Origin of the sequence: Microbacterium sp. BWT-B31, assembly GCF_041379855.1 — a bacterium.
Taxonomy (GTDB): domain Bacteria; phylum Actinomycetota; class Actinomycetes; order Actinomycetales; family Microbacteriaceae; genus Microbacterium.
Genome location: NZ_JBFECU010000011.1, coordinates 85,787 through 109,016, shown reverse-complemented (window position 1 = coordinate 109,016; position 23,230 = coordinate 85,787). Strand labels below are relative to the sequence as shown.

Annotated in this window: 19 protein-coding genes and 2 tRNA genes; 5 read left to right on the top strand and 16 right to left on the bottom strand. The window is 70.2% G+C overall.

The window, feature by feature from the left end:
* Positions 1–27: 27 nt before the first annotated feature.
* The 9 genes from clpX to AB1K54_RS12540 form a co-directional block, all read right to left on the bottom strand.
* Entirely contained in the window at positions 28–1,296 is a 1,269-nt protein-coding gene (gene clpX, locus AB1K54_RS12580) for an ATP-dependent Clp protease ATP-binding subunit ClpX (RefSeq protein WP_371203096.1), read from the bottom strand.
* Between the two features lie 275 nt (positions 1,297–1,571).
* Complete coding sequence (locus AB1K54_RS12575; protein WP_371203095.1) at positions 1,572–2,249, bottom strand: ATP-dependent Clp protease proteolytic subunit; 678 nt, start codon at positions 2,247–2,249, stop codon at positions 1,572–1,574.
* 29 nt (positions 2,250–2,278) lie between these two features.
* Entirely contained in the window at positions 2,279–2,863 is a 585-nt protein-coding gene (locus AB1K54_RS12570; protein ID WP_371203094.1) for an ATP-dependent Clp protease proteolytic subunit, read from the bottom strand.
* Positions 2,864–3,014: 151 nt separating this feature from the next.
* The gene (gene tig / locus AB1K54_RS12565; RefSeq protein WP_371203093.1) at positions 3,015–4,451 is read right to left on the bottom strand and encodes a trigger factor; all 1,437 of its coding nucleotides are present in this window, start codon (positions 4,449–4,451) and stop codon (positions 3,015–3,017) included.
* A 285-nt stretch (positions 4,452–4,736) separates the two neighbouring features.
* Positions 4,737–6,236 carry a class I adenylate-forming enzyme family protein gene (locus AB1K54_RS12560; protein WP_371203092.1) on the bottom strand — a complete coding sequence of 500 codons (1,500 nt, stop codon included), beginning with the start codon at positions 6,234–6,236 and terminating at the stop codon, positions 4,737–4,739.
* A gap of 43 nt (positions 6,237–6,279) precedes the next feature.
* Positions 6,280–7,908, bottom strand: a complete 1,629-nt coding sequence (locus AB1K54_RS12555) for an acyl-CoA dehydrogenase family protein (RefSeq protein ID WP_371203091.1) — start codon at positions 7,906–7,908, stop codon at positions 6,280–6,282.
* The gene (locus tag AB1K54_RS12550) at positions 7,905–8,669 is read right to left on the bottom strand and encodes a PaaX family transcriptional regulator C-terminal domain-containing protein (protein WP_371203090.1); all 765 of its coding nucleotides are present in this window, start codon (positions 8,667–8,669) and stop codon (positions 7,905–7,907) included. Before AB1K54_RS12550 ends, AB1K54_RS12555 begins: the two co-directional genes overlap by 4 nt.
* A 256-nt stretch (positions 8,670–8,925) precedes the next feature.
* A tRNA-Pro gene (locus AB1K54_RS12545) sits at positions 8,926–8,999 on the bottom strand.
* Positions 9,000–9,081: 82 nt separating this feature from the next.
* On the bottom strand, positions 9,082–9,462 hold the full coding sequence (locus tag AB1K54_RS12540) for a nuclear transport factor 2 family protein (RefSeq protein ID WP_371203089.1): 381 nt from the start codon (positions 9,460–9,462) through the stop codon (positions 9,082–9,084).
* Between the two features lie 98 nt (positions 9,463–9,560).
* On the opposite strand from AB1K54_RS12540, the gene AB1K54_RS12535 reads away from it, so the two are divergent.
* Positions 9,561–9,634: transfer RNA gene (locus tag AB1K54_RS12535), tRNA-Gly, on the top strand.
* An 11-nt stretch (positions 9,635–9,645) separates the two neighbouring features.
* Here AB1K54_RS12535 and AB1K54_RS12530 read toward each other — a convergent pair.
* The gene (locus tag AB1K54_RS12530; protein WP_371203088.1) at positions 9,646–10,188 is read right to left on the bottom strand and encodes a gamma carbonic anhydrase family protein; all 543 of its coding nucleotides are present in this window, start codon (positions 10,186–10,188) and stop codon (positions 9,646–9,648) included.
* A 67-nt stretch (positions 10,189–10,255) separates the two neighbouring features.
* Complete coding sequence (locus tag AB1K54_RS12525; protein WP_371203087.1) at positions 10,256–12,400, bottom strand: acyltransferase family protein; 2,145 nt, start codon at positions 12,398–12,400, stop codon at positions 10,256–10,258.
* A gap of 144 nt (positions 12,401–12,544) precedes the next feature.
* Here AB1K54_RS12525 and AB1K54_RS12520 point away from each other — a divergent pair, with 144 nt between their 5' ends.
* Positions 12,545–13,027, top strand: a complete 483-nt coding sequence (locus tag AB1K54_RS12520) for a Dps family protein (protein WP_371203086.1) — start codon at positions 12,545–12,547, stop codon at positions 13,025–13,027.
* 223 nt (positions 13,028–13,250) lie between these two features.
* Here the strand turns inward: AB1K54_RS12520 and AB1K54_RS12515 are convergent, their stop codons facing one another.
* The 5 genes from AB1K54_RS12515 to AB1K54_RS12495 all read right to left on the bottom strand — a co-directional run bounded on the left by AB1K54_RS12515 (position 13,251) and on the right by AB1K54_RS12495 (position 18,316).
* Positions 13,251–14,759: an amidohydrolase gene (locus AB1K54_RS12515; protein ID WP_371203085.1), complete on the bottom strand. Its 1,509-nt coding sequence runs from the start codon at positions 14,757–14,759 to the stop codon at positions 13,251–13,253.
* Positions 14,756–15,418 (bottom strand): FMN-binding negative transcriptional regulator, encoded by a 663-nt coding sequence (locus AB1K54_RS12510; RefSeq protein ID WP_371203084.1) that lies wholly within the window; start codon positions 15,416–15,418, stop codon positions 14,756–14,758. The genes AB1K54_RS12515 and AB1K54_RS12510 overlap by 4 nt, the downstream gene beginning before the upstream one ends.
* 67 nt (positions 15,419–15,485) lie before the next feature.
* Complete coding sequence (locus AB1K54_RS12505; protein ID WP_371203083.1) at positions 15,486–16,487, bottom strand: Fpg/Nei family DNA glycosylase; 1,002 nt, start codon at positions 16,485–16,487, stop codon at positions 15,486–15,488.
* Positions 16,487–17,032 (bottom strand): ribose-5-phosphate isomerase, encoded by a 546-nt coding sequence (locus tag AB1K54_RS12500; RefSeq protein WP_371203082.1) that lies wholly within the window; start codon positions 17,030–17,032, stop codon positions 16,487–16,489. The genes AB1K54_RS12505 and AB1K54_RS12500 overlap by 1 nt, the downstream gene beginning before the upstream one ends.
* Positions 17,033–17,092: 60 nt before the next feature.
* Positions 17,093–18,316 carry a ferrochelatase gene (locus AB1K54_RS12495; RefSeq protein ID WP_371203081.1) on the bottom strand — a complete coding sequence of 408 codons (1,224 nt, stop codon included), beginning with the start codon at positions 18,314–18,316 and terminating at the stop codon, positions 17,093–17,095.
* A gap of 81 nt (positions 18,317–18,397) precedes the next feature.
* Here AB1K54_RS12495 and AB1K54_RS12490 point away from each other — a divergent pair, with 81 nt between their 5' ends.
* The 3 genes from AB1K54_RS12490 to pepN all read left to right on the top strand — a co-directional run bounded on the left by AB1K54_RS12490 (position 18,398) and on the right by pepN (position 23,152).
* Positions 18,398–18,766 carry an ArsR/SmtB family transcription factor gene (locus AB1K54_RS12490; RefSeq protein ID WP_371203080.1) on the top strand — a complete coding sequence of 123 codons (369 nt, stop codon included), beginning with the start codon at positions 18,398–18,400 and terminating at the stop codon, positions 18,764–18,766.
* Positions 18,763–20,460, top strand: a complete 1,698-nt coding sequence (locus tag AB1K54_RS12485; RefSeq protein ID WP_371203079.1) for a SulP family inorganic anion transporter — start codon at positions 18,763–18,765, stop codon at positions 20,458–20,460. The genes AB1K54_RS12490 and AB1K54_RS12485 overlap by 4 nt, the downstream gene beginning before the upstream one ends.
* A 145-nt stretch (positions 20,461–20,605) precedes the next feature.
* Positions 20,606–23,152, top strand: a complete 2,547-nt coding sequence (pepN, locus tag AB1K54_RS12480) for an aminopeptidase N (protein WP_371203078.1) — start codon at positions 20,606–20,608, stop codon at positions 23,150–23,152.
* The last annotated feature ends 78 nt before the right edge of the window (positions 23,153–23,230 follow it).

Below are 23,230 nucleotides of genomic sequence, written 5' to 3'. Positions count from 1 at the left end.
GGTTGCGCCGGGCCGGCCGGGCCCGCCTCAGGCGCTCTTGCGCTTCTGACGCAGAACGATCGTGGGGCTCGCGCCCTGCTCGACGGCGCCGCGCGTGATGACGACCTTGTCGACATCATCGGTGGAGGGGATCTCGAACATGATCGGCCCGAGCACGTCTTCGAGGATCGCGCGGAGCCCGCGGGCGCCGGTCTTGCGCTCGACGGCCAGCTCGGCGATCGCCTCGAGGGCCTCGGTCTCGAACTCGAGCGACACGCCGTCGAGCTCGAACATGCGCTGATACTGCTTGACGAGCGCGTTCTTCGGCTCGGTCAGGATCTCCATCAGCGCCTCGCGGTCGAGCGGTGAGACGGATGCCACGACCGGAAGACGCCCGATGAACTCGGGGATCAGGCCGAACTTGTGCAGGTCTTCGGGCTGCACCTCGCTGAACAGGTTGAGATCGTCGCCCTTGTTGTGAAGAGCCGCGCCGAAGCCGATGCCGTGCTTGCCGACACGCGACGAGATGATGTCTTCGAGGCCGGCGAAGGCGCCCGCCACGATGAACAGCACGTTCGTCGTGTCGATCTGGATGAACTCCTGGTGGGGATGCTTGCGTCCGCCCTGCGGCGGAACCGAGGCGACGGTGCCCTCGAGGATCTTCAGGAGCGCCTGCTGCACGCCCTCACCCGAGACGTCCCGCGTGATCGACGGATTCTCGGCCTTGCGCGCGATCTTGTCGACCTCGTCGATGTAGATGATCCCGGTCTCGGCGCGCTTGGTGTCGAAGTCGGCAGCCTGGATGAGCTTCAGGAGGATGTTCTCGACGTCTTCGCCGACGTAGCCGGCCTCGGTGAGGGCGGTCGCATCGGCGACCGCGAAGGGAACATTGAGACGCTTCGCGAGGGTCTGGGCCAGGTAGGTCTTGCCGCACCCGGTCGGGCCGATGAGCAGGATGTTGCTCTTGGCGATCTCGACCTCGTCGGCCCGCTGCTCTGCGGGCTGCAGGGTGCCGTGCGCGCGGATGCGCTTGTAGTGGTTGTAGACGGCGACGGCAAGGGCGCGCTTCGCGTCATCTTGCCCGACGACGTACTCCTCGAGGAAGGCGAAGATCTCGCGCGGCTTGGGCAGGTCGAAGTCGGCGACCGCGCCCTGATTGGACTCGGCCATGCGCTCGTCGATGATCTCGTTGCACAACTCGACGCATTCGTCGCAGATGTACACGCCGGGGCCGGCGATGAGCTGCTGCACCTGCTTCTGGCTCTTGCCACAGAAGGAGCACTTGAACAGGTCTGCGCTCTCTCCGATGCGTGCCATCATGATCCTCTTCGTCGCCAGGGCGGTCCCCCCGGATCTGACAACGAGCCTAATGGGTGACGGCGACATGCGGACGGATTGCGGCGCGGAATGTGGATGGCTGCCGTGCCGGCATGCGGGCTGCGCCGAATCGCCCCGCCCGAAGAGAACCGCGACGCCGTGTTCGCGCACGGCGGCGGCCACTCGCACCCGGCCCGCACCGGACGTGCGACGGCCCCGCCGCGGTGAGCGACGGGGCCGTTCGGATGCCACGTGTCGTGGCGGCATCCGTCAGATCACGCGGTGAGCGCCGGCTGCTGACCGCGCTTGCGCGAGGTGAGCACCTGGTCGACGAGGCCGTACACGACGGCCTCGTCGGCACTGAGGATCTTGTCGCGGTCGATGTCCTTGTTGACCTCTTCCTGCGTGCGATTGGAGTGCTTCGCGAGCGTCTCTTCAAGCCACGTGCGCATGCGCATGATCTCTTGCGCCTGGATCTCGATGTCGGACGCCTGGCCGTGGCCGGCCTCTCCCATCGCAGGCTGGTGGATCAGGATGCGCGAGTTCGGCAGCGCCAGGCGCTTTCCGGGCGCGCCGGCCGCCAGCAGCACCGCGGCCGCCGACGCGGCCTGGCCGAGCACCACCGTCTGGATCTGCGGCGCGATGTACTGCATCGTGTCGTAGATCGCCGTCATCGCGGTGAACGAGCCGCCCGGCGAGTTGATGTACATGATGATGTCGCGGTCGGGGTCCTGCGACTCGAGCACGAGCAGCTGCGCCATCACGTCGTCGGCCGACGCGTCGTCGACCTGCACGCCGAGGAAGATCACGCGGTCCTCGAACAGCTTGTTGTACGGGTCCTGGCGCTTGTAGCCGTAGGCCGTGCGCTCCTCGAACTGCGGGAGGATGTAGCGGCTGCTCGGAACCTGGAGGCCCTGAGGGACGCTCGGGATGCCGAAGGTCGGGGTGTTCATTCGGGTTCTCTCTCTTTCGCCTTCGGACGTCAGCTCGCGGTTCCGCCGCCGCCGATGACATCGGCAGCCGATTCGCGGATGTGGTCGACGAAGCCGTACTCGAGCGCCTCCTGCGCGCTGAACCAGCGGTCGCGGTCTCCGTCGGCGTTGATCTGCTCGACCGACTTGCCGGTCTGGGCGGCGGTGATCTCGGCGAGACGCTTCTTCATGTCGAGGATGAGCTGCGCCTGCGTCTGGATGTCGCTCGCCGTGCCGCCGAAGCCGCCGTGCGGCTGGTGCAGCAGCACGCGGGCGTTCGGCGTGATGTAGCGCTTGCCCTTCGTGCCCGCGGTGAGCAGCAGCTGACCCATCGAGGCGGCCATGCCGATGCCGACCGTCACGATGTCGTTCGGCACGAACTGCATCGTGTCGTAGATCGCCATGCCCGCGGTGATCGAGCCACCGGGCGAGTTGACGTAGAGGTAGATGTCCTTCTCGGAGTCTTCCGCGGCGAGCAGCAGGATCTTCGCGCAGATCTCGTTCGCGTTGTCATCGCGCACCTCCGATCCGAGCCAGATGATGCGGTCCTTCAGCAGCCTGTCGAAGACGCTCGTCGCGACAAGGGGTTCGGCCATGAGTTCTCCCGGTTTCCGTTCGTGTGAACGAATCTACCGGCGCGCCGCGGGCGACCCGCCCGTGTTCGCCGTGGGCAGAGCGTCAGCCGCGCGCGGCGCACAGCAGAGGGGACGGATGCCGCAGCATCCGTCCCCTCGTACACTCGATCGATCACGCCTCGTCGGCGGCCGCCTTCTTCTTGGCGGGCGCGCGCTTCTTGGCGGGCTTGCTCTCTTCGACGGGAGCCGCCTCGGCCTCCTCGGCCTCGATGATGGCGTCGGCGTCGGCGGCGGCATCCGCGATCTCCTGCGCCTCTTCCACGACCTCGTCCTCGTCGGCGATGAAGCCGGTCAGGTCGACGGGCTTGCCGTTGGTGTCGACGACGTTGACCTTGCCGAGCGCGACCGCGAGGGCCTTGTTGCGCGCGACCTCGCCGATGATGGCGGGGAGCTGATTGTTCTGCTGCAGGGCGTTCACGAAGTCCTGCGGGGCCATGCCGTACTGGGCGGACGACTGGATGAGGTACTGGGTGAGCTCGTCCTGCGAGACCTGCACGTCGACCTTCTCGGCGATCGCGTCGAGCAGCATCTGCGTCTTGAACTGCTTCTGGCTGGCCTCGGCGACCTCGGCGCGGTGCGCGTCGTCTTCGAGACGGCCCTCGGACTCGAGGTGGTTGTGCACCTCGTCTTCGATGAGCTGCGCGGGGACCGGGATCTCGACCTCGGCGAGCAGCTGCTCGATGAGCTTGTCGCGCGCGGCGGAGCCCTGCGTGAACGCCGACTGCTGGCCGACACGCTCAGCGAGGCTCTCGCGCAGCTCGGCGATGGTGTCGAACTCGCTGGCCATCTGGGCGAAGTCGTCGTCGGCGTCGGGGAGCTCGCGCTCCTTGACGGCCTTGACCGTGACCGAGACCTCGGCCTCTTCGCCGGCGTGGTCGCCGCCGATGAGCTTCGAACGGAACGTGGTGGACTCGTCCGCCGTGAGCGAGTCGATCGCCTCGTCGATGCCCTCGAGCAGCTCACCCGAGCCGACCTCGTACGACACGCCCTCGGCGCGGTCGATCTCGGCGCCGTCGATCGTGGCGACCAGATCGAGCTCGACGAAGTCGCCCTTCGCGGCGGGACGGTCGACCGTGACGAGCGTGCCGAAGCGCGAGCGCAGGCGGTCGAGCTCCTCGTCGATCGCGGCCTCGTCGACCTCGGCCGCCTCGACCTCGACGGTCGTGCCCTCGAAGGCGGGCAGCTCGAACTCGGGACGGACGTCGACTTCGACTTCGACCTTCAGGTCGCCCGAGAAGTCCTTCTCGTTCGGCCACTCGACGACGTCGGCGGACGGGCGCCCCAGCACGCGCACGTTCTGCTCGGCGACGGCGTCGCGGTAGAACGTGTCGAGGCCTTCGCTGACCGCGTGCTCGAGCACGGCGGTGCGGCCGATGCGCTGGTCGATGATCGGCGCGGGCACCTTGCCCTTGCGGAAGCCGGGGATCTGCACGTCCTGAGCGATGTGCTCGTACGCGTGGGCGATGCTCGGCTTGAGCTCTTCCGGGGTGACCGTGATGTGGAGCTTCACCCGGGTCGGGGTGAGCTTCTCGACGGTGGTCGTGACCATGCCTGTTCGTTCTCCTCGTGTGGTCCGCGCACGCGCGCGGCTGCTGAAGGTTGGGGTCTTTGGGGGCCGTGACGTCGGGCGGCAGGCAGGGACCTGCGGCCTCCTGGAGCCTTCGGGCCGAGCGCGACTCGCCTCGGCCTTCCCGGCTCGTCGCGATCTCCTCGACGTCAGCAGGCAGATCGGCGGACGGCCGCCTGCCAGTCTATCGGATCGTCATCGCGGAATCCTGACCGCGGCGATGCGGCACCGTACGCCCGCTCGTGCGCCCCGCGATGCGCGCTGCGCTCAGGCCACCCGCAGCTCTCGCTTCAGCACCTTGCCGAGCGTGTTGCGCGGAACCGCCTCGATGAACTCGACGTGCTTGGGTCGCTTGTACCCGGCGAGTTGTTCGCGGCACAGCGCGACGAGTTCGTCAGCGGAGACGTCCGCGCCCGGCTTGAGCACGACGAACGCGGCGGGAACCTCGCCCCAGGTGTCATCGGGCCGGCCGACCACTGCGACGTCGGCGACGGCGGGATGCGTGGCGAGGACGGCTTCCACCTCGGCCGGGTAGATGTTCTCTCCGCCGCTGATGATGACGTCCTTCACCCGGTCGATCAGGTGCACATAGCCGTTCTCGTCGAGATAGCCGACATCGCCCGAGCGATACCAGCCGTCCTCGGTGATCGCGGCACCGGTGGCATCCGGCTTGCCCCAGTAGCCCGCGAAGCGCTGCGGTCCGCGCACGAGCACTTCGCCGGCCTCGCCCACGCCGAGACGCTCGCCGCTCTCGAGGGAGGCGACGGCGAGTTCGGCGTGGAACACAGCCTTGCCCTGCGAGGAGGGCCGGCCGGGGCCCATCGAGGGGGCCTGGAACGTGACGCCGCCGGTGAATTCGGTGATGCCGTACACGACCTGGACCGGCACCCCGAACATGCCCGTGAACGCCTCCACGAGCGAAGCCGGAACCATCGCGCCGCCGCAGGTCACACTGAAGAGGCTCGAAGGATCGACCTGTGCCTGGGATGCCGCGTGCATGAGCGCCTTCAGCATGAGCGGGACGGTCATCATGGTGGTGATGCGCTCATCGGCGATCGTGCGCCACACCGCGGCGGGGTCGAAGTCGCGCAGGAACACCGTCGCGGTGCCCTTCAGCACGTTCGCCATCAGCGGCGCGAGCCCGCCGATGTGGAACATCGGGGCGACCAGCAGGAAGCGATGCGCCTGCTCCCAGACGAGGGTGGTCACCATGCCCTGCGCCGACCAGAACAGGTTCGCGCCGGTGAGGACCGCTCCCTTCGGGCGGCCGGTCGTGCCGGACGTGTACATGATCACGGCCGGGTCCGCCGCGGTGCCCACGGGAGCGTGCAGCGGCTCGACTCCAGTGGTCACGATGGGCAGGTACTCCTCGGGATCGCTGCCCACGACGGCACTGAACGACGACGGATCCCCGACCAGCGCCGCGGCCGTCTCGGCGAACTCCTCGTCGTACAGCAGCGCGGTGGCGCCGCTGTCGGCGACGACGTACGCGAGTTCGGGCAGCGGAAGCCGCCAGTTCGCCACGACCGCAATCGCGCCGATCCACGACGCCGCGAACAGCGACGTCGCAAGGAAGTCGCCGTTCTTCGCGAGGACCACGACGCGGTCGCCGCGCGCGACGCCGTTCGCCGCGAGGTGACCCGCGAGCGCTCCGGCCTCGCGCGCGGCCTGCGCGAAGGTGAGGCGGCGACCGCCCGAGACGTAGGCCTCGGCGTCAGGGGTGAGGTATGCGCGATTGCGCAGAAGTTGGGCGGGGGTCGGCTCCATCGTCGGTTCCCTTCGGGTGGGTGTGTGGTTGGGGGGGTTGAGGTCAGATCGCGATCGCGAAACGGTCGATGACGGCGTCCAGGTCGACGCCGGGCCCGAGCGTGCCGTATACGGCTCCGCGCTCGCCGGCGAGCCGGGAGGCGACGAAGGCGTCGGCGACCGGAGCGGGGGCGTGGCGCAGCAGGAGGGACGCCTGCAGCGCCACGGCGAGCTCGCCCACGACGCTGCGGGCGCGGTACTCGAGCGATTCCGGGTCGGCGAAGTGGCGCACGAGCCGGGCCGTGAACTCGTCGTAGCGGCGGTCCGCACCAGCCGATTCGCCGAGGAAGTCACGCAGCACGGCGAGCGTGTCGGGCTGCTTCGCTATCGCGCGCAGCGTGTCGAGGGCGGCAACGTTGCCGCTGCCCTCCCACACCGAGTTCAGGGGCATCTCGCGATAGATCCGCGGCATCCGCGACTCTTCGACGTAGCCGTTCCCACCCAGGCACTCCAACGCCTCGGCGGCATGCTCCGGACCGCGCTTGCACACGTAGTACTTCGAGATCGCCAGGCCGATGCGCCGCAGGAGCGGCGCCCGCCCGTCGCCGGCGAGGCCGTCGTCGATCAGCGACGCCAGCCACAGCGCCACCGTGGTGGACCCCTCGGCTTCGAGCGCGAGGTCGGCCAGGACGTTGCGCATGAGCGGCTGGTCGACGAGGGTGCGTCCGAAGGCGGCGCGGTGCCGCGCGTGATGGATCGCCTGGTGCACGCCGTTTCGCATCATCGTCGCCGTGCCGAGCGTGCAGTCGAGCCGGGTGCCGTTGACCATCTCGATGATGGCCGGCACCCCGCGTCCCTCTTCTCCCAGCCGCCAGCCCAACGCGTTCTCGTACTCGAGCTCGCTGCTCGCGTTCGAACGATTGCCGAGCTTGTCCTTGAGCCGCTGCAGGCGGATGGGGTTGCGCGTCCCGTCCGGGAGGACGCGGGGCAGCACGAAGCACGTGAGGCCGCCCGGCGCCTGCGCGAGCGTGAGGAGGATGTCGGACATCGGAGCGGAGGTGAACCACTTGTGCCCGACGATGCGATACGAGCCGTCCGCGAGCGGCTCGGCCGTCGTCGTGTTGGCGCGGACGTCGGAGCCGCCCTGCTTCTCGGTCATCGACATGCCCGCGGTCAGGCCGCGCTTGCCGGTGGGCTCGCGCAGCCCGAAGTCGTAGTCTCGCGACGTCAGCAGCGGCTCGTAGACGGCCGCGAGCTCGGGGGTCGCGCGCAGCGCGGGCACCGCGGCGTACGACATCGTGACGGGGCATCCGTGCCCGGCGTCGACGCCCTGCCACACGCTGTACTTCGCGGCGCGCACCAGGTGCGCATGGCGGGTGTCGTCCGCCCAGGCGGCGGCGTGGATCCCGAAGCCGAAGGCCGTGCGCATGAGTTCGTGGTACGACGGGTCGTACTCGACCTCATCGATCCGGTGCCCGTAGCGGTCGTGCGTGCGCAGCACGGGCTCGTTCCGCTCGGCGAGGTCGCCGAGCGTGAGGGCGTGCGCGCTCCCTGCGGCTCGCCCGACGTCATCGAGCCCGCTGAGCGCATCCGCCGCCCCGGCACGCTCGAGCGCCTCGCGGATCGACGGCACCTCGGCGGCGTTGTAGTCGACCAGAGGCGGCACCTGGTTGAGCACCTCGTGCGTGATCATGACTGCTCCTTCGATGTGTGGTGAAGAGTGGGCGTGGCGTCGCTCACCGAAAGCGCGGTCAGCTCGCCGCGGAAGTCCTCGTACGCCTGGTGCAGTTCGTCGGCGGGCCAGTGCTCGGGGGCCAACTCTTCGGGCAGCACCGGATCGTCGCGCAGCAGCCGCACAGCGGCGGCGGCGGCGGTCAGACGCACGACCGGCGCGGCAGCCCCTTCTCGCAATGCGCCGAGGAGCAGCCGCGCCTCGCCCGCCCAGTCGGCCAGGTTCCACAGCTCGCGACTGAGCGCGCGGTCGTCGTCGGGCAGGCTCGAGAACACGCGCAATGCGGTGTCGGTCGCCGGTCCGGGTTCGTCGAGATTGTCGGGTCGGAGCCAGACGCCCTCGCGAAGTTCGGCGAAGCGGAATCGCGCCATGGTGGAGCGCAGTGCCTGGCGCTCCTCGGCCGGCCGACCCGCCGCGACGACGACGACCGTGCGCCACATGCCGGTATACGGCCGCCTCCGTGGATGCACGAGTTCCTCGGTCACGGACTGACGCACCGCGTGCCGGTCGCCGAGCGAATACACCGCGTCACTGACGACGACGTCCCCGGCGGCGGTCATGCGCGACAGCGCGACGCGCATCGTCGCGGGGGCGATGTCGAAGTGCGCTCCCAGCCGGACCAGATCGGATGCCGCCATCTGCGGCGGACGCGAACCCAGGAGCAGGCTCAACGCCACCGAGCGCGCGCTCAGAGGCGGCATCAGGTCGTCGAGCGTTCGCATCGTCGCGGCATCCCATCATCGGTATTACAGTTCCCACACGATTGATGCTTGACTGTAACACGACACGCCGGGTGTGTTCGCCACCGCGAGACCGCGTCTGCGCGCGCGAGGGCGCCCCACTTCACCGCGTCGGTGATCACCCGGCAGACCGCGCGTCTGCGCGCACGAGGTCACCACGGCTGGGGAAGCCCTCGACGATCGGAAGTCGCGACCTCACCTGCGCACGAGTGCGAGTCGTGTCGAGGATGCGACGTTGTCGGGGCGACAGGATTTGAACCTGCGGCCTCCCGCTCCCAAAGCGGGCGCTCTACCAAGCTGAGCTACGCCCCGGGCGGGTGCGCACGCGAGTGCGCCGTATTCGGCCCCGGCAAGTCTAGCCGACTCGGTAGAGCGAGAATGCCGGATGCCCCGCTCAGCCCATCCGCTCCACCCACTGCGCGCGCCATTCGGCGGGCGGGAAGGGCTTGGTCCAGTACGCCGTCTCTTTCGCGATGAGCCCGTCGCGCAGTTCGAAGATGAACACGGTCTGGAACGGATCCCCGTCGCCGTAGTCGAGGTCGGCCTCGGCGACCCACAGGTCTCCGTCGCCGGTCAGCCGCCGCGGCGTGATCTTCGGCAACTGAGGGAAAGCGCCGTACACCGCGCGGCGATTGTCGCCGCCGACGATCCGCTCCCCCGACTGCGGCCACTCCATGACCGCGTCCTCGTGGAACACGTCGTCCATTCCCGCGACGTTGCCCGCATTCAGCGTCGCGATCAGCGCCTCGACCGTGGACCTGCCGTCGTTCGACATCACTGTCTCCTCCCGTGGAACCGCGCGGAGGCTGGCGTGTGGAAAAGTGCTGGCCGCATCGTGTACTACGATTGGTCGGTGCCCGTCAGCGGGCGCACGGGGATGTAGCTCAATGGTAGAGCCTCAGTCTTCCAAACTGATTACGCGGGTTCGATTCCCGTCATCCCCTCCACCACCGTCCGGTCAGTCCTGCGCCGCTTGGGCCTGCTCGTGCGTCGCAGAGTGCCCGCGGTAGCCCACCGCGTTGCGCACGAGCCCCTCCTTCTCCTCCTCGGTCAGTTCGCGCCGCACCTTCGCGGGGACGCCGGCCACGAGGGATCCAGGAGGCACCTCGGTGCCTTCGAGCACGAGGGCCCCGCCGGCGACGAGGCTTCCCGCGCCGATGCGCGCGCGGTTCAGCACGACCGCGCCCATGCCGATGAGGGATCCGTCCTCGATGGTGCAGCCGTGGACGACCGCGTTGTGGCCGACCGAGACGTTCTCGCCGATGACGACGGGAGCGCCCCGGTCGACGTGCACCGACACGTTGTCCTGCAGGTTGCTGCCCGCACCGACCGTGATCGTGTCGCCGTCGGCGCGCAGCACCGCGTTGTACCAGACGCTCGCGCCCTCGCCGAGGGTGACGGCGCCGATCACGCGGGCGCCGGCTGCCACGAACGAGGTCTCGTGCAGAGCGGGCACGGCACCGGGAAGGGACAGGATCGAGGCATCTTCGGCGATGGTCATGGAGTCAGCCTAAAGGCGGGCGCGCCGCGCGAGAGGACGGGGGATCTCGATACGCCCGCTGAGCGGGCTACTCGATCGGCGGGGTCGAGCGACCGGCCAGCGCCGCCTCGATCGCCTCGGTGTACCAGGGTCGCAGGGTGTCGACGAACGTCACGGTCAGGTGGTCCTGGTCCCGGTAGAGGTTCGCGCCGCCCACCACGGGGTAGCACGTCGAGTCGTCGCAGAACACGTCAGTGAAGTCGAGCAGTGTGACGCGGTCGAGGCCGGCTGAGGCATCCCTCAACGGATCGTTCTCGACCAGCAGGTCCGATCGCGCACCGCTGCACTCGTCCTGCGCACGCGTGCGCAGGCACTTGTTCGGGTCGGTCTCCCACACGGGGTTGTCCACGACGGTGATGACGGGCACACCGCGGTCGAGCATCTCGCCCCACGCCTCGCGGTAGCCGGCGACGGCGGCGTCGTGCGACGAGTCGAAGCCGGCTGCCGAGTAGGGCGTGGTGGCGATCGCCGCGGTGAACACGGCGTCGACGTCGAGGTCGGCCAACTGCGCGGTCACGGCGTTGCGCCAGTCGGTGCAGGCGACGCCGAAGGCTCCCGCCGTCGACAGGGGCGTGGTGTTCCACGGGCAGGCGCCTTTGAAGAAGGTCACGAGGCGCCACCCGTTGTCGTGCGAGATCAGCTCGAACGTCGACAGCAGCTGGAAGGCGTGGCTGTCTCCGATGAGCACGACAGTCGGGGCATCCGGGTCATCCGAGCCGAACTCGCACGAGACCGCACGCGCGTCGTTCAGCTGCACGAAGCACTGCTCGTCGGCCGGCCGGTCCACGCCCGCGAAGCCAGGGGCCGGCAGGATCGTGTCGCCGAAGTCGGTCCCCTCGCACGTGGGATCGAGGACCGATGCCGCGCCGAAGCACTCCGGCGGGTTCGCGCGCAGCTGCTCCAGCGCCTGTACGCCCTCGCGGTAGGCCGGCGCGTTCACGGCCCACGCCGTGCCGGCGACCCCCGCCACAAGCGCCATCGCCGCGAGCGAGGACCACAGCGTGACGCGCGCGCGCCGCCCGGTGAGCACCTTCCAGCTGCGCGCGGGGTCCTCCACGAAGCGCTTGGTGAGCCATGCGAGCACGAAGCACAGAGCCAGCAGCGCCACGCGGTGGTAGATCGTCAGGCCCCAGAACGGCACCGACGGCGCGATGATGATGAGCGGCCAGTGCCACAGGTACAGCGAGTAAGAGATGTCGCCGACGAACTGCGCCGGACGGATCGCCAGCACCCGCGTGGGATACCACCAGCGGTCGGCATTCGACGCAGCGATGATCGCCGCCGCACCGAGGGTCGGCAGCGCCGCCGCGTAGCCCGGGAACACCGTCTGCCCGTCGAACGTGAAGACCGCCACGAGCACCGCGGCGACGCCCGCCCAGCCCAGCACAAAGCTGCCGACCGCGTTGCGGACGCTGAGCATCGGAACGAGGGCGACCATCGCGCCGATGCCGAACTGCCACATGCGGCCGAAGGTCACGAAGTAGGCGGGCGCCGGGTTGGTGAGGGTGAAGATCACGCAGAACACGAAGGATGCCACGGTCACCACGCCGAGCGCGCCGATCACCGCGCGCCGCCGGGCGCCGCGCAGCCACTTCACGCCGATCCACGCCGCCAACAGCATGATGAGCGGCCACATCACGTAGAACTGCTCCTCGAGCGAGAGCGACCAGTAGTGCTGCACGGTCGTCGGGTCGCCCGAGTGGTTCAGGTAGTCGGCCGCGTTGAGCGCGAGATACCAGTTCTCGACGTAGAAGGTGGACGCGATGATCTCGCGCACCTCGTTGGGCAGCGCCGAGGTCGGCATGAGGTACGCCGAGCCTGCCACGATCGCGCAGAACAGCAGCACGAGAAGGGATGCCGGCAGCAGGCGCCGTGCGCGCCGCGCCCAGAACTGCGACAGACGCACCGCCCCGGTCGCGGTGAGCTCGCGCATCAGGTGCGACGTGATCAGGAAGCCCGAGATCACGAAGAAGATGTCGACGCCGACATACCCGCCCGACACCCGGGCCGGCCAGAAGTGGTAGAGCACGACGCTGAGCACCGCGACCGCGCGCAGGCCCTGCACGTGCGGAATGAACCGCGACGACACGGCGTGCTCGGACGATCCCCCGAGCACGCCCGACGGGGGCGCGGCGAGGTCGGTCGGGGCGAGGCGGTCGTCAGCGGATGGCACCCCTCGACGTTAGCCGGTAACGCGCCATGGCCATCTTCGATCCCGGTAAGACGAGCCTTCACTTGCTTGCGGAATGCGAGAGGCCGAGTAGCGTTTCAACCACCGAGGGCCGATACGGTCCTCCGAAACAATCGGAGGCGAGCTATGACCAAGACTCACACGACCCCCGCGACCGCCGCAGACCCCACGGTTGCCGCAGCGGCGGCGCAGTTCCTCAGCCCCGTCGTCATCGGGCTCCAGGCGCTCGCTGTCAACGGCAAGCAGGCGCACTGGAACGTCCGCGGCGCCAACTTCATCGCGATCCACGAACTGCTCGACTCGGTCGTCGACCACGCCCAGGATGGCGCGGATGCGGCTGCCGAGCGCATCGTCGCCCTGGGCCTGCCGGTCGACGCGCGCGTCGCCACGGTGGCCAGCAAGACCACCACGGCCGTCGGCGGCGGCTTCACGCAGTGGGAGGACATGATCCGCGCTGTGATCGCCGACATGGACCCGGTGATCGCCGACGTGCAGGCCGCGATCGACGGTCTCGACGAGATCGATCTGGCCAGCCAGGACATCGCGCTCGCGATCAAGGAGTCGCTCGAGAAGGACCGCTGGTTCCTGTTCGCGCACCTCGCGGAATAGACGCGCGGCGGGTCGATGCTGCGCAGCAGCGCTGAGGCGTCGCGGGTCCAGATCGAGTGCCGCCGAAGGCGGTGCGTCGAGATCTCTCCCCCAGCGCCCTGAACCCGACGCCGCGAAGCCCCCGGTTCACGCCGGGGGCTTCGTCGCGTCGGGCACGAAGCGGCACCCACGGCGATGTGCCGACGCGACGACGCAGCGCCGCCGGGCGCCGACGTCGCCGGGCTCAGGCGACGTGGGTCAGCCGGCCCTCGATCATCGTGGCGAACACGCGCTGCGCGCGCAGCCGCGCCTCGTCGGCCGTGAGCGGATTGTGCTCGACGAGGGCGAGATCGGCGACGGCACCGGGCTCGATCGTCGCGGCGCCCTCGCCCGAGCCGCCGTGGGTCGACGCGGCCAGCGCGGTCGCGGCATCCAGTGCCTGCTCCGGACGCCACGCGGGGCGCCCGTCGCGCGTGCGGAACACCGCCGCCGCGATGGCCGCCCAGGGGTCGAGCGGTGAGACCGGGGCGTCCGATCCGAAGCGCAGCACCGCGCCCGACTCGGCGAGCGCGCGCAGCGGGTAGGCGATCGCGGTCTGCCCTGCCCAGATGGTGTCGGTGAGGTCGCGGTCGTCGATCGCGTGCTCGGGCTGCACGCTCGCGGCCACGCCCAGGCGAGCCAAGCGCGGGATATCGACCGCCGACACGAGCTGCGCGTGCTCGATCGTGCCCACGGCGCCGCTCGCGGCGAACGCGTCCAGCGCGTGCGAGTTCGCGACGTCTCCGATCGCGTGGATCGCGCACGCGAGCCCCGCGCCGGTGGCCCGGGTCATCAGCTCGACGAGGTCGGCCGGGTCTACGGTCAGCACCCCGTGGTTGCGCGGGTCACCCGGATACGCGTGCGAGCACGCCGCGGTGCGGGTGCCGAGCGAGCCGTCGGTGATCACCTTGAGCGGACCGACGCGAACGAGATCGGAGACCGCCCCCCGCACCCGATCGCCGGTGCGCAGCCCCTCGGCGATCGCCCGGTCCAGCAGGTCGGGGTAGATCCCGAATTCCACACGCAGCACGTCGAAGCCCGCGTCCAGGCGCCTCGCCCACGCGGGCTCGTTCCACGCCATGTCGAGGTCGACGAGACCGACGACACCGCGGGAGGCGGCATCGGTCGCCATCTGCGTCACCAGCGCCTCGCCGATCGCCGGATCGACCTCGTTGAGACGGCGCGAGATCTCGAACGCGGGCACCTCGCGCAGCAGACCGGTGCCGTCGGACTCGAACCCCTCGCGCCGCAGCGCCGCGGAGTTCAGCCAGACGCTGTGCACGTCGGCGTTGATGAGGTAGGTCGGCACGTCGCCGGTCGCCGCGTCGAGCAGGGCGAGCGAGGGCGCGTCCGCCCACAGCGCGTCGCGGAACCCGGTGCCGACGCGGCGGCCGTCTGCGAGCACGGGCGCGGCCGACATGATGCGGGCGGCTTCGGCAGCGGATGCCGCCTGCCCGAGGTGCTCGCGCTGCGCGACGAGCGCCCACTGCACGGTGTGCACGTGGTGATCCCACAGGCCCGGGATGAGCCACATCCCGCTCGCGTCGAGCACGGTGCCGTGTCGGGACAGTGCTCCGGCCGCAGCGATGTCGGCGATGACGCCGCCTGTGAGGTGGATGTCGACGGGCTCGTCGCCGAACGGATCGAGGCGGTCGGGAACGGCCAATCGCGCGTTCGCGATCACCGCGACGCGCTCGCCGCGTGCGAGGGTCACCGCGGCGCGCTTTCGGCGGCCGCCCGCGCGGCGGCGATCGCGTCGTGCGCGCGGCGCATCTCGGCGGCCAGCTGTGGGTCGGCGTACGGCCCGTCGCCCGAGAGCTCGGCGATGATCGTCTCGACCACCTCGGGGGTCTTGTTCTGGCTGAGCTTGCGCTTGGCCACCACCCGGGTCGGTGTCAGCCGGAACCCCACGGTGCCCCTCTCGAGCTTCTGCACGAACGACGGGTCGTTCGGCGGCTGCCACAGGTGCCGCGGCTTCGACAGGCGGCTCTCGAACCGCGCGACGAGCTTCTCGAGCACCCGCAGGTTCTCTTCGGGCGAGAGCAGCTCGGGAATGCCCGTCAGGTGCGCCGAGACGAAGTTCCACGTCGGCACCGACTGCACGTCGCCGTACCAGCCGGGCGAGATGTAGCCGTGCGGCCCCTGCACCACGACGAGCAGCTCGCGTTCGCCCAGTCCCAGCACGACCTCGTCGGGGCGCCCCACGTGCCCCACGATCGTGAGGTCGTCGCGCTCGTCGTCCAGGAGCACCGCGTAGTGCGAGGCGACGAGCCCGTCGTCGTTACGACTCACGAGAGTGACCCACGGATTGCCGTCGACGAGCCGCCGCAGCTCGCCGACGTCGGTCATCGCGAAGGAGGGGTTCTGGCGCACCTGTACAGCCTACTTAGCGCGGGGTTTCGGCTCGGCCGCTCCGCAGAGCCCGCTCAACCTCGACTCGTCACGCCTGGCAGCGCGGGCACCAGTAGAGCTTGCGGCCCGCCGCCTCTTCGACGACGATCGCCGTGCCGCACACCCGGCACGGCAGCCCCGCACGGTGGTACACCCAGTGCCGGTCGTCGCGGCTGGCCATCGCGGCGCGGTACGCCTCGGGGTCGAGGTCGTCCATGGTCATCATCTGCCCGGTCTCGACGCCGATCGACAGCAGCCGCACCCAGTCGCGCCAGATGCCTCGCACGACCTCCTCTCCCACCTCTCGGCCGGGCGTGTGCGGGTTCTGCCGCGCGCGGAACAGCAGCTCTGCGCGATACACGTTGCCGATGCCGCTGACCACCGCCTGGTCCATGAGCAGCAGCCCGATCGCCGTCGGCTTGCGCCGCACGACCGAGGTGAAGCGCTCCTGGCCCTCTGCGACGTCGTCGACGAGCGGGTCGGGACCGAGCTTGGAGATCGTCGCGGCGACCTCGTCGGGAGTCCGCAGCTCGCACGCGGTGGGTCCGCGCAGGTCGGCGCAGGCCACGTCGGTGAGCAGGCGCAGCCGCACCTGACCGACCACGGGCGGCGGCCACTGGTCGCCCTCGTCTGCAAGACCGGTGGTCTGCTCCGACATGCGCACGTGCACGCGCGTGCGGCGCGGCGCGCCGATCGAGGTCAGCGAGTTCTCGCCCGCGCCGTCGAACACCGGGTCGCCGTCGAGCACCGTCCCGCGCTGATTCGTCTGCCCCATGCGCCCGTTGGCGGAGGCGATGGTGGGATCGACGAGGATCTCGCCGGCGAAGTCCCACGCGCCGTACATGCCCAGGTGCACGCGCAGCCACAGGTCGTCATCGAACTCGAGGAACATCTGCTTGCCGACGGCGCGCACGCCCGTCGCGGTTCGGCCCGAGAGGACGGCTGCGCCCTCGGCGAACCTGCCCTGCGGGCTCGAGGCCGACACTGGGCTCCCGACGAAGTTGCGGTCGAACTGGCGGGCGATGCGATGGACGGAGTGCCCCTCCGGCATCAGCCGGCTTCGGGGTCGAACGAACTGTCGGTCGCAGCGAGCACGTCGGGCCCGCCCGCCGTCGCGCGGGGGTCGGGCTCGAGGGTGCCGTCGTTCTCGAACGCCGCGATCTGCGCGATGCGCCGCACGTGGCGCTCCTCGTTCGAGAAGGGCGTGGCCACGAAGCGATCGATGAACTCGGCCACCTGGTCGAACGTGTGCTGGCGCGCGCCGATCGCGATCACGTTCGCGTCATTGTGCTCGCGCGCGAGCTCGGCGGTCGCGATGCTCCACACCAGGGCGGCGCGGATGCCGGGAACCTTGTTCGCCGCGATCTGCTCACCGTTGCCCGAACCGCCGAACACGACGCCGAGGGCTTCGACGCCGGCCTCCTGGTCGCGCACGACCGCCTGGGCGGCACGGATGCAGAACGCCGGGTAGTCGTCGACCGGGTCGTACTCGATCGGACCGTGGTCGATCACGAAGTGGCCCTGCTCGGCGAGGTGGTGCTGGAGCTGGGTGGAGAACTCCAGGCCCGCGTGGTCGGTCGCGATGTGGATGCGCATGTACTCAATCCTAGGGACGCACGCACGCCCCCGGACGCCTGGCGGGGCCTTCCGCCGCGGTCAGGGGGCGATGCCCGCCGCCGCCGGCTTGAAGCCCGCGCGCACGTTCTCGCAGCATGCCGGACGGCACACGTCGAACCAGGGACCGAACCGCGTGACGTGGGGGCGCTCGGCGGCGGGAGTGCCGTTGAGGCGCTCCTCGACGAGGTCGACGAGCCCCGACACGAACGCCGGGTCGACGCCGGGGGTCTGGGTGCGGACGACGGCCAGGCCCGCCTGGGCCGCGGCATCCATCGCCTCGGTGTCGAGGTCCCACAGGACCTCCATGTGGTCGCTCACGAAGCCGAGCGGCACGATCGCGACGGCCTTCACGCCCTCGCCGGGCAGGCCCGCGATGACGTCGTTGACGTCGGGCTCGAGCCACGGCTGGCTCGCCGGGCCGGAGCGCGACTGGTAGACGAGCTTCCATCCGATTCCGGCGGCGCCGGGAACGGATGCCGCAACCTCTGCCATCACGTACGCCGCCACGGCCTCGTGCTGGGCCGCGTACGCGCCGCCCTCGCCCCACTCGCGGTGCAGGTCGTCGCCCTCGCGCGGACCCGAGCGCTGGGCGTCGGCGGTGGGCACGCTGTGCGTCGAGAACAGCACGCGGATCTCGCTGGGCGACAGCCCCTCGGCGACGAAGCCGGCGACCGCGTCCCGCACGCCGTCGACGAACGGCTGCACGAAGCCGGGGTGGTCGAAGAACTGGCGCACCTTGTCGATCGTCACGGCTCCCGCGAGTCCGGTGTCGTCGAGCACGCGGGCGAAGTCCTCGCGGTACTGGCGGCAGCTCGAGAACGAGCTGTACGCGCTGGTCGCGATCGCGATCAGGTTCGTGTAACCGCAGGCCGCGGCATCCGTCACCGCCTCATCGAGGTACGGGGCCCAGTTGCGGTTGCCCCAGTAGACGGGCAGGTCGAGCCCGCGTCGGGCCAGTTCGCCCTCGATCGCGGCTTTGAGCTGCCTGTTCTGCGCGTTGATCGGGCTCACTCCGCCGAAGGCGCGGTAGTGGTGCGCGACCTCTTCGAGCCGTTCGTCGGGGATGCCGCGCCCCCGCGTGACATTGCGCAGGAACGGGATCACGTCGTCCTGCCCCTCGGGCCCGCCGAAGCTCGCGAGCAGGATCGCGTCGTACGCGACGGGCCGCTCGACGTGCGCCGCACCCGAGGCGGCGGCGGGGGAAGCGAAGGGGACGATGCCGGCCTCCGCCGGCGAGGACTGCGGGGCTGCGGGCGCGCTCATCCTTCTATCCTGACACTCCCGTCTGGATGGCGCGCCCGGCGGCCGTCCGCCGGTGACTCCTGGCGATATGATGACTTCATCATGCCAATCACTCAGCAGCAGCGCCCGCTGTACGAGGTCAAGGCCGGACTGTTCAAAGGCCTCTCGCACCCGTTCCGCATCCGCATCCTCGAACTGCTCTCGGCAGCGCCCGAGCTCAGCGTCGCCGCCCTCCAGGAGGAGACCGGGCTCGAGGCGTCCCACCTCTCGCAGCACCTCGCCGTGCTCCGCCGCCACCGGCTCGTCGCCTCCGAGCGCCGTGCGAGCCACGTGTTCTACCGGCTCGCCGATGCTCGGGTCGCCGACCTGCTCGCCGTCGCACGCGCGCTGCTGCTGGACATCCTCCGCACCGACGGCGCGCGCCTTGCGGACGCCGAAGATCTGCCGGCGCTGGCCCCGATGCCGCGATGACCGGGACCGTGACCTCCGACGCCGCCCAGCCCTCGCGCGCACGCCGCGCGGCCTCCGCCGCGCTCGCGCTGCTGCCCGCGCCCGCCGACTACCGGCCCGCGCGCCGCACGTGGCGCTCCGACCTCGTGGCCGGGGTGACCGTGGGCATCGTCGCGCTGCCCCTCGCGCTCGGCTTCGGGGTGAGCTCCGGCCTCACCGCCGAGCAGGGGCTGGTCACGGCGATCGTCGCCGGCGTCATCGCCGCCGTGTTCGGCGGGTCGAACGTGCAGGTGTCGGGACCCACCGGCGCGATGGTCGTCGTACTGCTGCCCATCGTGGCCACGCACGGCGCCGGCGCGGTCGCCGCCGTCAGCGTGCTCGCAGGCATCGTGGTGCTCGTGGCGGGCGCGCTGAGGCTCGGGCGCGCCGTGTCGTTCATCCCGTGGCCGGTGATCGAGGGCTTCACGCTCGGCATCGCGGTCATCATCTTCCTTCAGCAGGTTCCACTCGTCGTGTCGCCGACGACGCCGCACGCGGGCGAGCACAGCTCGAACGCCGTCGTTGCCGCCGTGCAGTCGATCGCGGGCGCGGACTGGGCGTACGTCCCGTGGGCGCTCGGCGCGGTCGCGATCGTCGCGGCGTGCATGCTGTTCGCGCCCAGGATCCACCGTTCGCTGCCCGGCTCGCTCATCGGCATCGTGATCGTCGCGGTGCTCGCCGCAGTGCTGCCGACGCCTCTCGCGGTGATCGGCGCCCTCCCGTCGTCGCTGCCCGCACCCGCACTGCCCATGCTCGACCTCGGCGCGCTGGTGGGGCTTGCCCCGGCGGCGCTCACGGTCGCCGCGCTGGCGGCCATCGAGTCGCTGCTGTCGGCGCGGGTGGCGGCATCCCTCGCCGACACCGGCCCATACGACCCCGACCGCGAACTGGTCGGTCAGGGTCTCGCGTCGATCGGCTCGGGCATGTTCGGAGGGATGCCTGCAACGGGCGCGATCGCACGCACCGCAGTCAACGTGCGTTCGGGCGGACGCACGCGCATCGCGTCGATCACACACGCGGTCGTGCTGCTGCTCATCGTGCTGGTCGCCTCAGGACCGGTGGGGGCGATCCCGCTCGCCGCCCTCGCGGGGGTGCTCATGATCACTGCGACGCGCATGGTGCACGCCGCGACCGTGCGCTCGATCCTGCACTCCACGCGCGCCGATGCCCTCGCATTCGTGATCACGGCGGTGATCACGGTCTCGTTCGACCTCATCATCGCGGTCGCGATCGGGATGCTGTGCGCCGGGGTGTTCGCGATCCGCAATCTTTCACGGGCGACGGGCGTGCGACGCGAGCCGATTCCCGGCGCGCCCGAGCCGGGAGACGAGCGCATCGCGATCATCCGGTTCGACGGGCCGCTCTTCTTCGCCGCGGCCGACCGCGTGTTCGAGACTGTGACACACACCAAGGGCGTGTCGGTCGTGATCCTGCGCATGTCGCAGCTCGAACTCGTGGACGCGACCGGCGCCCGCGTGCTCACCGAGATCGTCCAGTCCCTCGAGCGGCGCGGCGTGACGGTGCTGATAAAGGGTGTCCAGCCCGGCCACGAGGAGCTGTTCCGCACGGTCGGCGTGCTCGGTTCGCTGCGGCACCACAACCACCTGTTCGCCGACCTCGCCGCCGCCGTCGAGCACGCGCGCAGCCACGTCGAACGCGAGCGTCGCGCCGCCTGAGGCCCGGGCCGGCCGGGCGGGATGCCGCGCCCTGGCGTAGGCTGTCAGGGTTGCCGTGCAGCCGCATCCCGCGACCGTTCGGATCGAGCAGCGGCGCCGCCGCGCACCGCTGCTCGCCCCACCCCTCACCCCTGGGAGCCACGCAGTGCCTGGAGAGAACCTCACCCGCGTCGAGGCGCAGGAGCGCCGCGCGATCGTCGACACGCAGTCGTACGACGTCTCGCTCGACCTCACCCGCGGAGCCGAGGTCTTCGGCTCGCGCACCGTCGTGCGCTTCACCGCGACCGAGGGCGCGTCGACGTTCATCGACCTCATCGCGCGCGAGGTGCGCGAGATCACGCTCAACGGCCGGTCGATCGACCCTCAGGCAGCGTTCGCCGACTCGCGCATCGCGCTGGGCCCCCTCGCGGCCGACAACGAGCTCGTCGTCGACGCGGACTGCCTGTACACCAACACCGGCGAGGGCCTGCACCGCTTCGTCGACCCGGTCGACGGCGAGGTGTACCTGTACTCGCAGTTCGAGGTGCCCGACTCGCGCCGCGTGTACGCGGTGTTCGAGCAGCCCGACCTCAAGGCGACGTTCCAGTTCACCGTCACGGCTCCCGAGCCGTGGAAGGTCGTCTCCAACTCCCCCACGCCCGAGCCGAAGAAGCACGGCGACGGCACCGCGACGTGGCGCTTCGAGCCCACCCCGCGCATCTCGTCGTACATCACGGCGCTCATCGCGGGCCCCTACGAGTCGACGTTCTCCGAGCTCACGAGCGCGTCGGGCCGCGTCATCCCGCTCGGCGTGTACGGGCGCAAGAGCTTGTGGCAGCACCTCGACGCGGACTACATCTTCGACAAGACCCGCGAGGGCTTCGCGTACTACGAGGCGAAGTTCGACTACCCCTACCCGTTCGCCAAGTACGACCAGCTCTTCGTGCCCGAGTTCAACGCGGGCGCGATGGAGAACGCCGGCGCGGTGACCTTCACCGAGACCTACGTCTTCCGCTCGAAGGTGACCGATGCCGTCAAGGAGCGCCGCGTCGTCACGATCCTGCACGAGCTCGCCCACATGTGGTTCGGCGACCTCGTCACCATGAAGTGGTGGAACGACCTGTGGCTCAACGAGTCGTTCGCCGAGTGGGCCTCGACGATCGCGACCGCCGAGGCGACCGAGTGGACCGAGGCGTGGACCACCTTCAACGCCATGGAGAAGTCCTGGGCGTACCGCCAGGACCAGCTTCCCTCGACCCACCCGGTCGTCGCGCAGATCAACGACCTCGACGACGTGCAGGTCAACTTCGACGGCATCACGTACGCCAAGGGCGGGTCGGTGCTCAAGCAGCTGGCCGCATGGGTGGGCATCGAGCAGTTCTTCGCCGGTGTCGCCGCCTACTTCAAGAAGCACGAGTGGTCGAACACCGAGCTGTCCGACCTGCTCTCGGAACTCGAGCGCACAAGCGGCCGCGAGCTGTCGAGCTGGTCGAAGAAGTGGCTCGAGACCGCCGGGGTCAACACCCTCTCGCCTGAGATCGTCACCGACGAGCACGGGGTGATCACGCGCTTCGCGATCGTGCAGACCGCGCCCGCCGACTACCCGACGATTCGCCCGCACCGCCTCGGCGTCGGGTTCTACGACGTGCAGGGCGACGCCCTCGTGCGCACGCACCACGTCGAGCTCGACGTCGACGGCGACCTCACCGAGGTCGCCCAGCTCAAGGGCCGTCACCGCCCGGCGCTCGTGCTGCTCAACGACGAAGACCTCGCCTACGCGAAGATCCGTCTCGACGCCGAGTCGCTGCGCACCGCGATCTCCTCCCTCGCGAAGATCAGCGACCCGCTCGCCCGGTCGCTCGTGTGGGGGGCGGCGTGGGATCAGACACGCGATGCGGAAGGCTCCGCGTCGGACTACATCGACCTCGTGCTCGGCAACATCGGCTCCGAGACCGAGTCCACGACCGTGCGCACGACGCTGGGCCAGCTGCAGCTCGCCGCCAACGCCTACGTGTCGCCCGAGAAGCGCACCGCGACCCGCGAGAAGGTCGCCGACGGGCTGTGGCAGCTCGCGCAGGGCGCCCAGGCTGGCAGCGACAGCCAGCTGCAGTTCGTCACCGCCTTCGCGAGCGCCGCGTCGACCGCCGACCAGTGGGAGCGCGTGCGCGAGGTGCGCGACGGCGTGATCGCCTTCGACGGACTCGCGATCGACACCGACCTGTCGTGGCAGCTGCTCGTGTCGCTCGCCGCCGGGGGCCTGGTCACCGACGCCGACATCGACGCCGCGCTGGCCGCAGACAACACCGCCAAGGGCGGCGAGTTCGCCGCGCAGGCGAAGGCGGCCCTCCCCGGCGCCGAGGCAAAGCGCGCCGCGTGGGCGAAACTGGTCGACAACCACGACCTGCCGAACACCATCGTGCGCTCGGCGGCCCTCGGCTTCACGCACCCCGCGACGGTCGCCGACCTCGACGCGTTCGTGGCGCCCTACTTCGAGATGATCGTGCCGATCTGGAACTCGCGCTCGTACAAGATCGCCGAGTACCTCATCTCGGGCCTGTACCCGTCGCCGCTCGCGAACACCGCGCTGCGCGACGCGACGCGCGCGTGGCTCGAGGCCAACGGCGAGGTCGCTCCGGCGCTGCGACGGCTCGTTCTCGAGGGACTCGCGGGCGTCGAGCGCGCGATCGCCGTGCAGGCGCGCGACGCGCAGTAGACCCGAGGGGCGGATGCCTCGTACACCTCGCCCGGCACGGTCACGGCGGCGGAATCGGGCTTCTGGACGCTCCCGTTC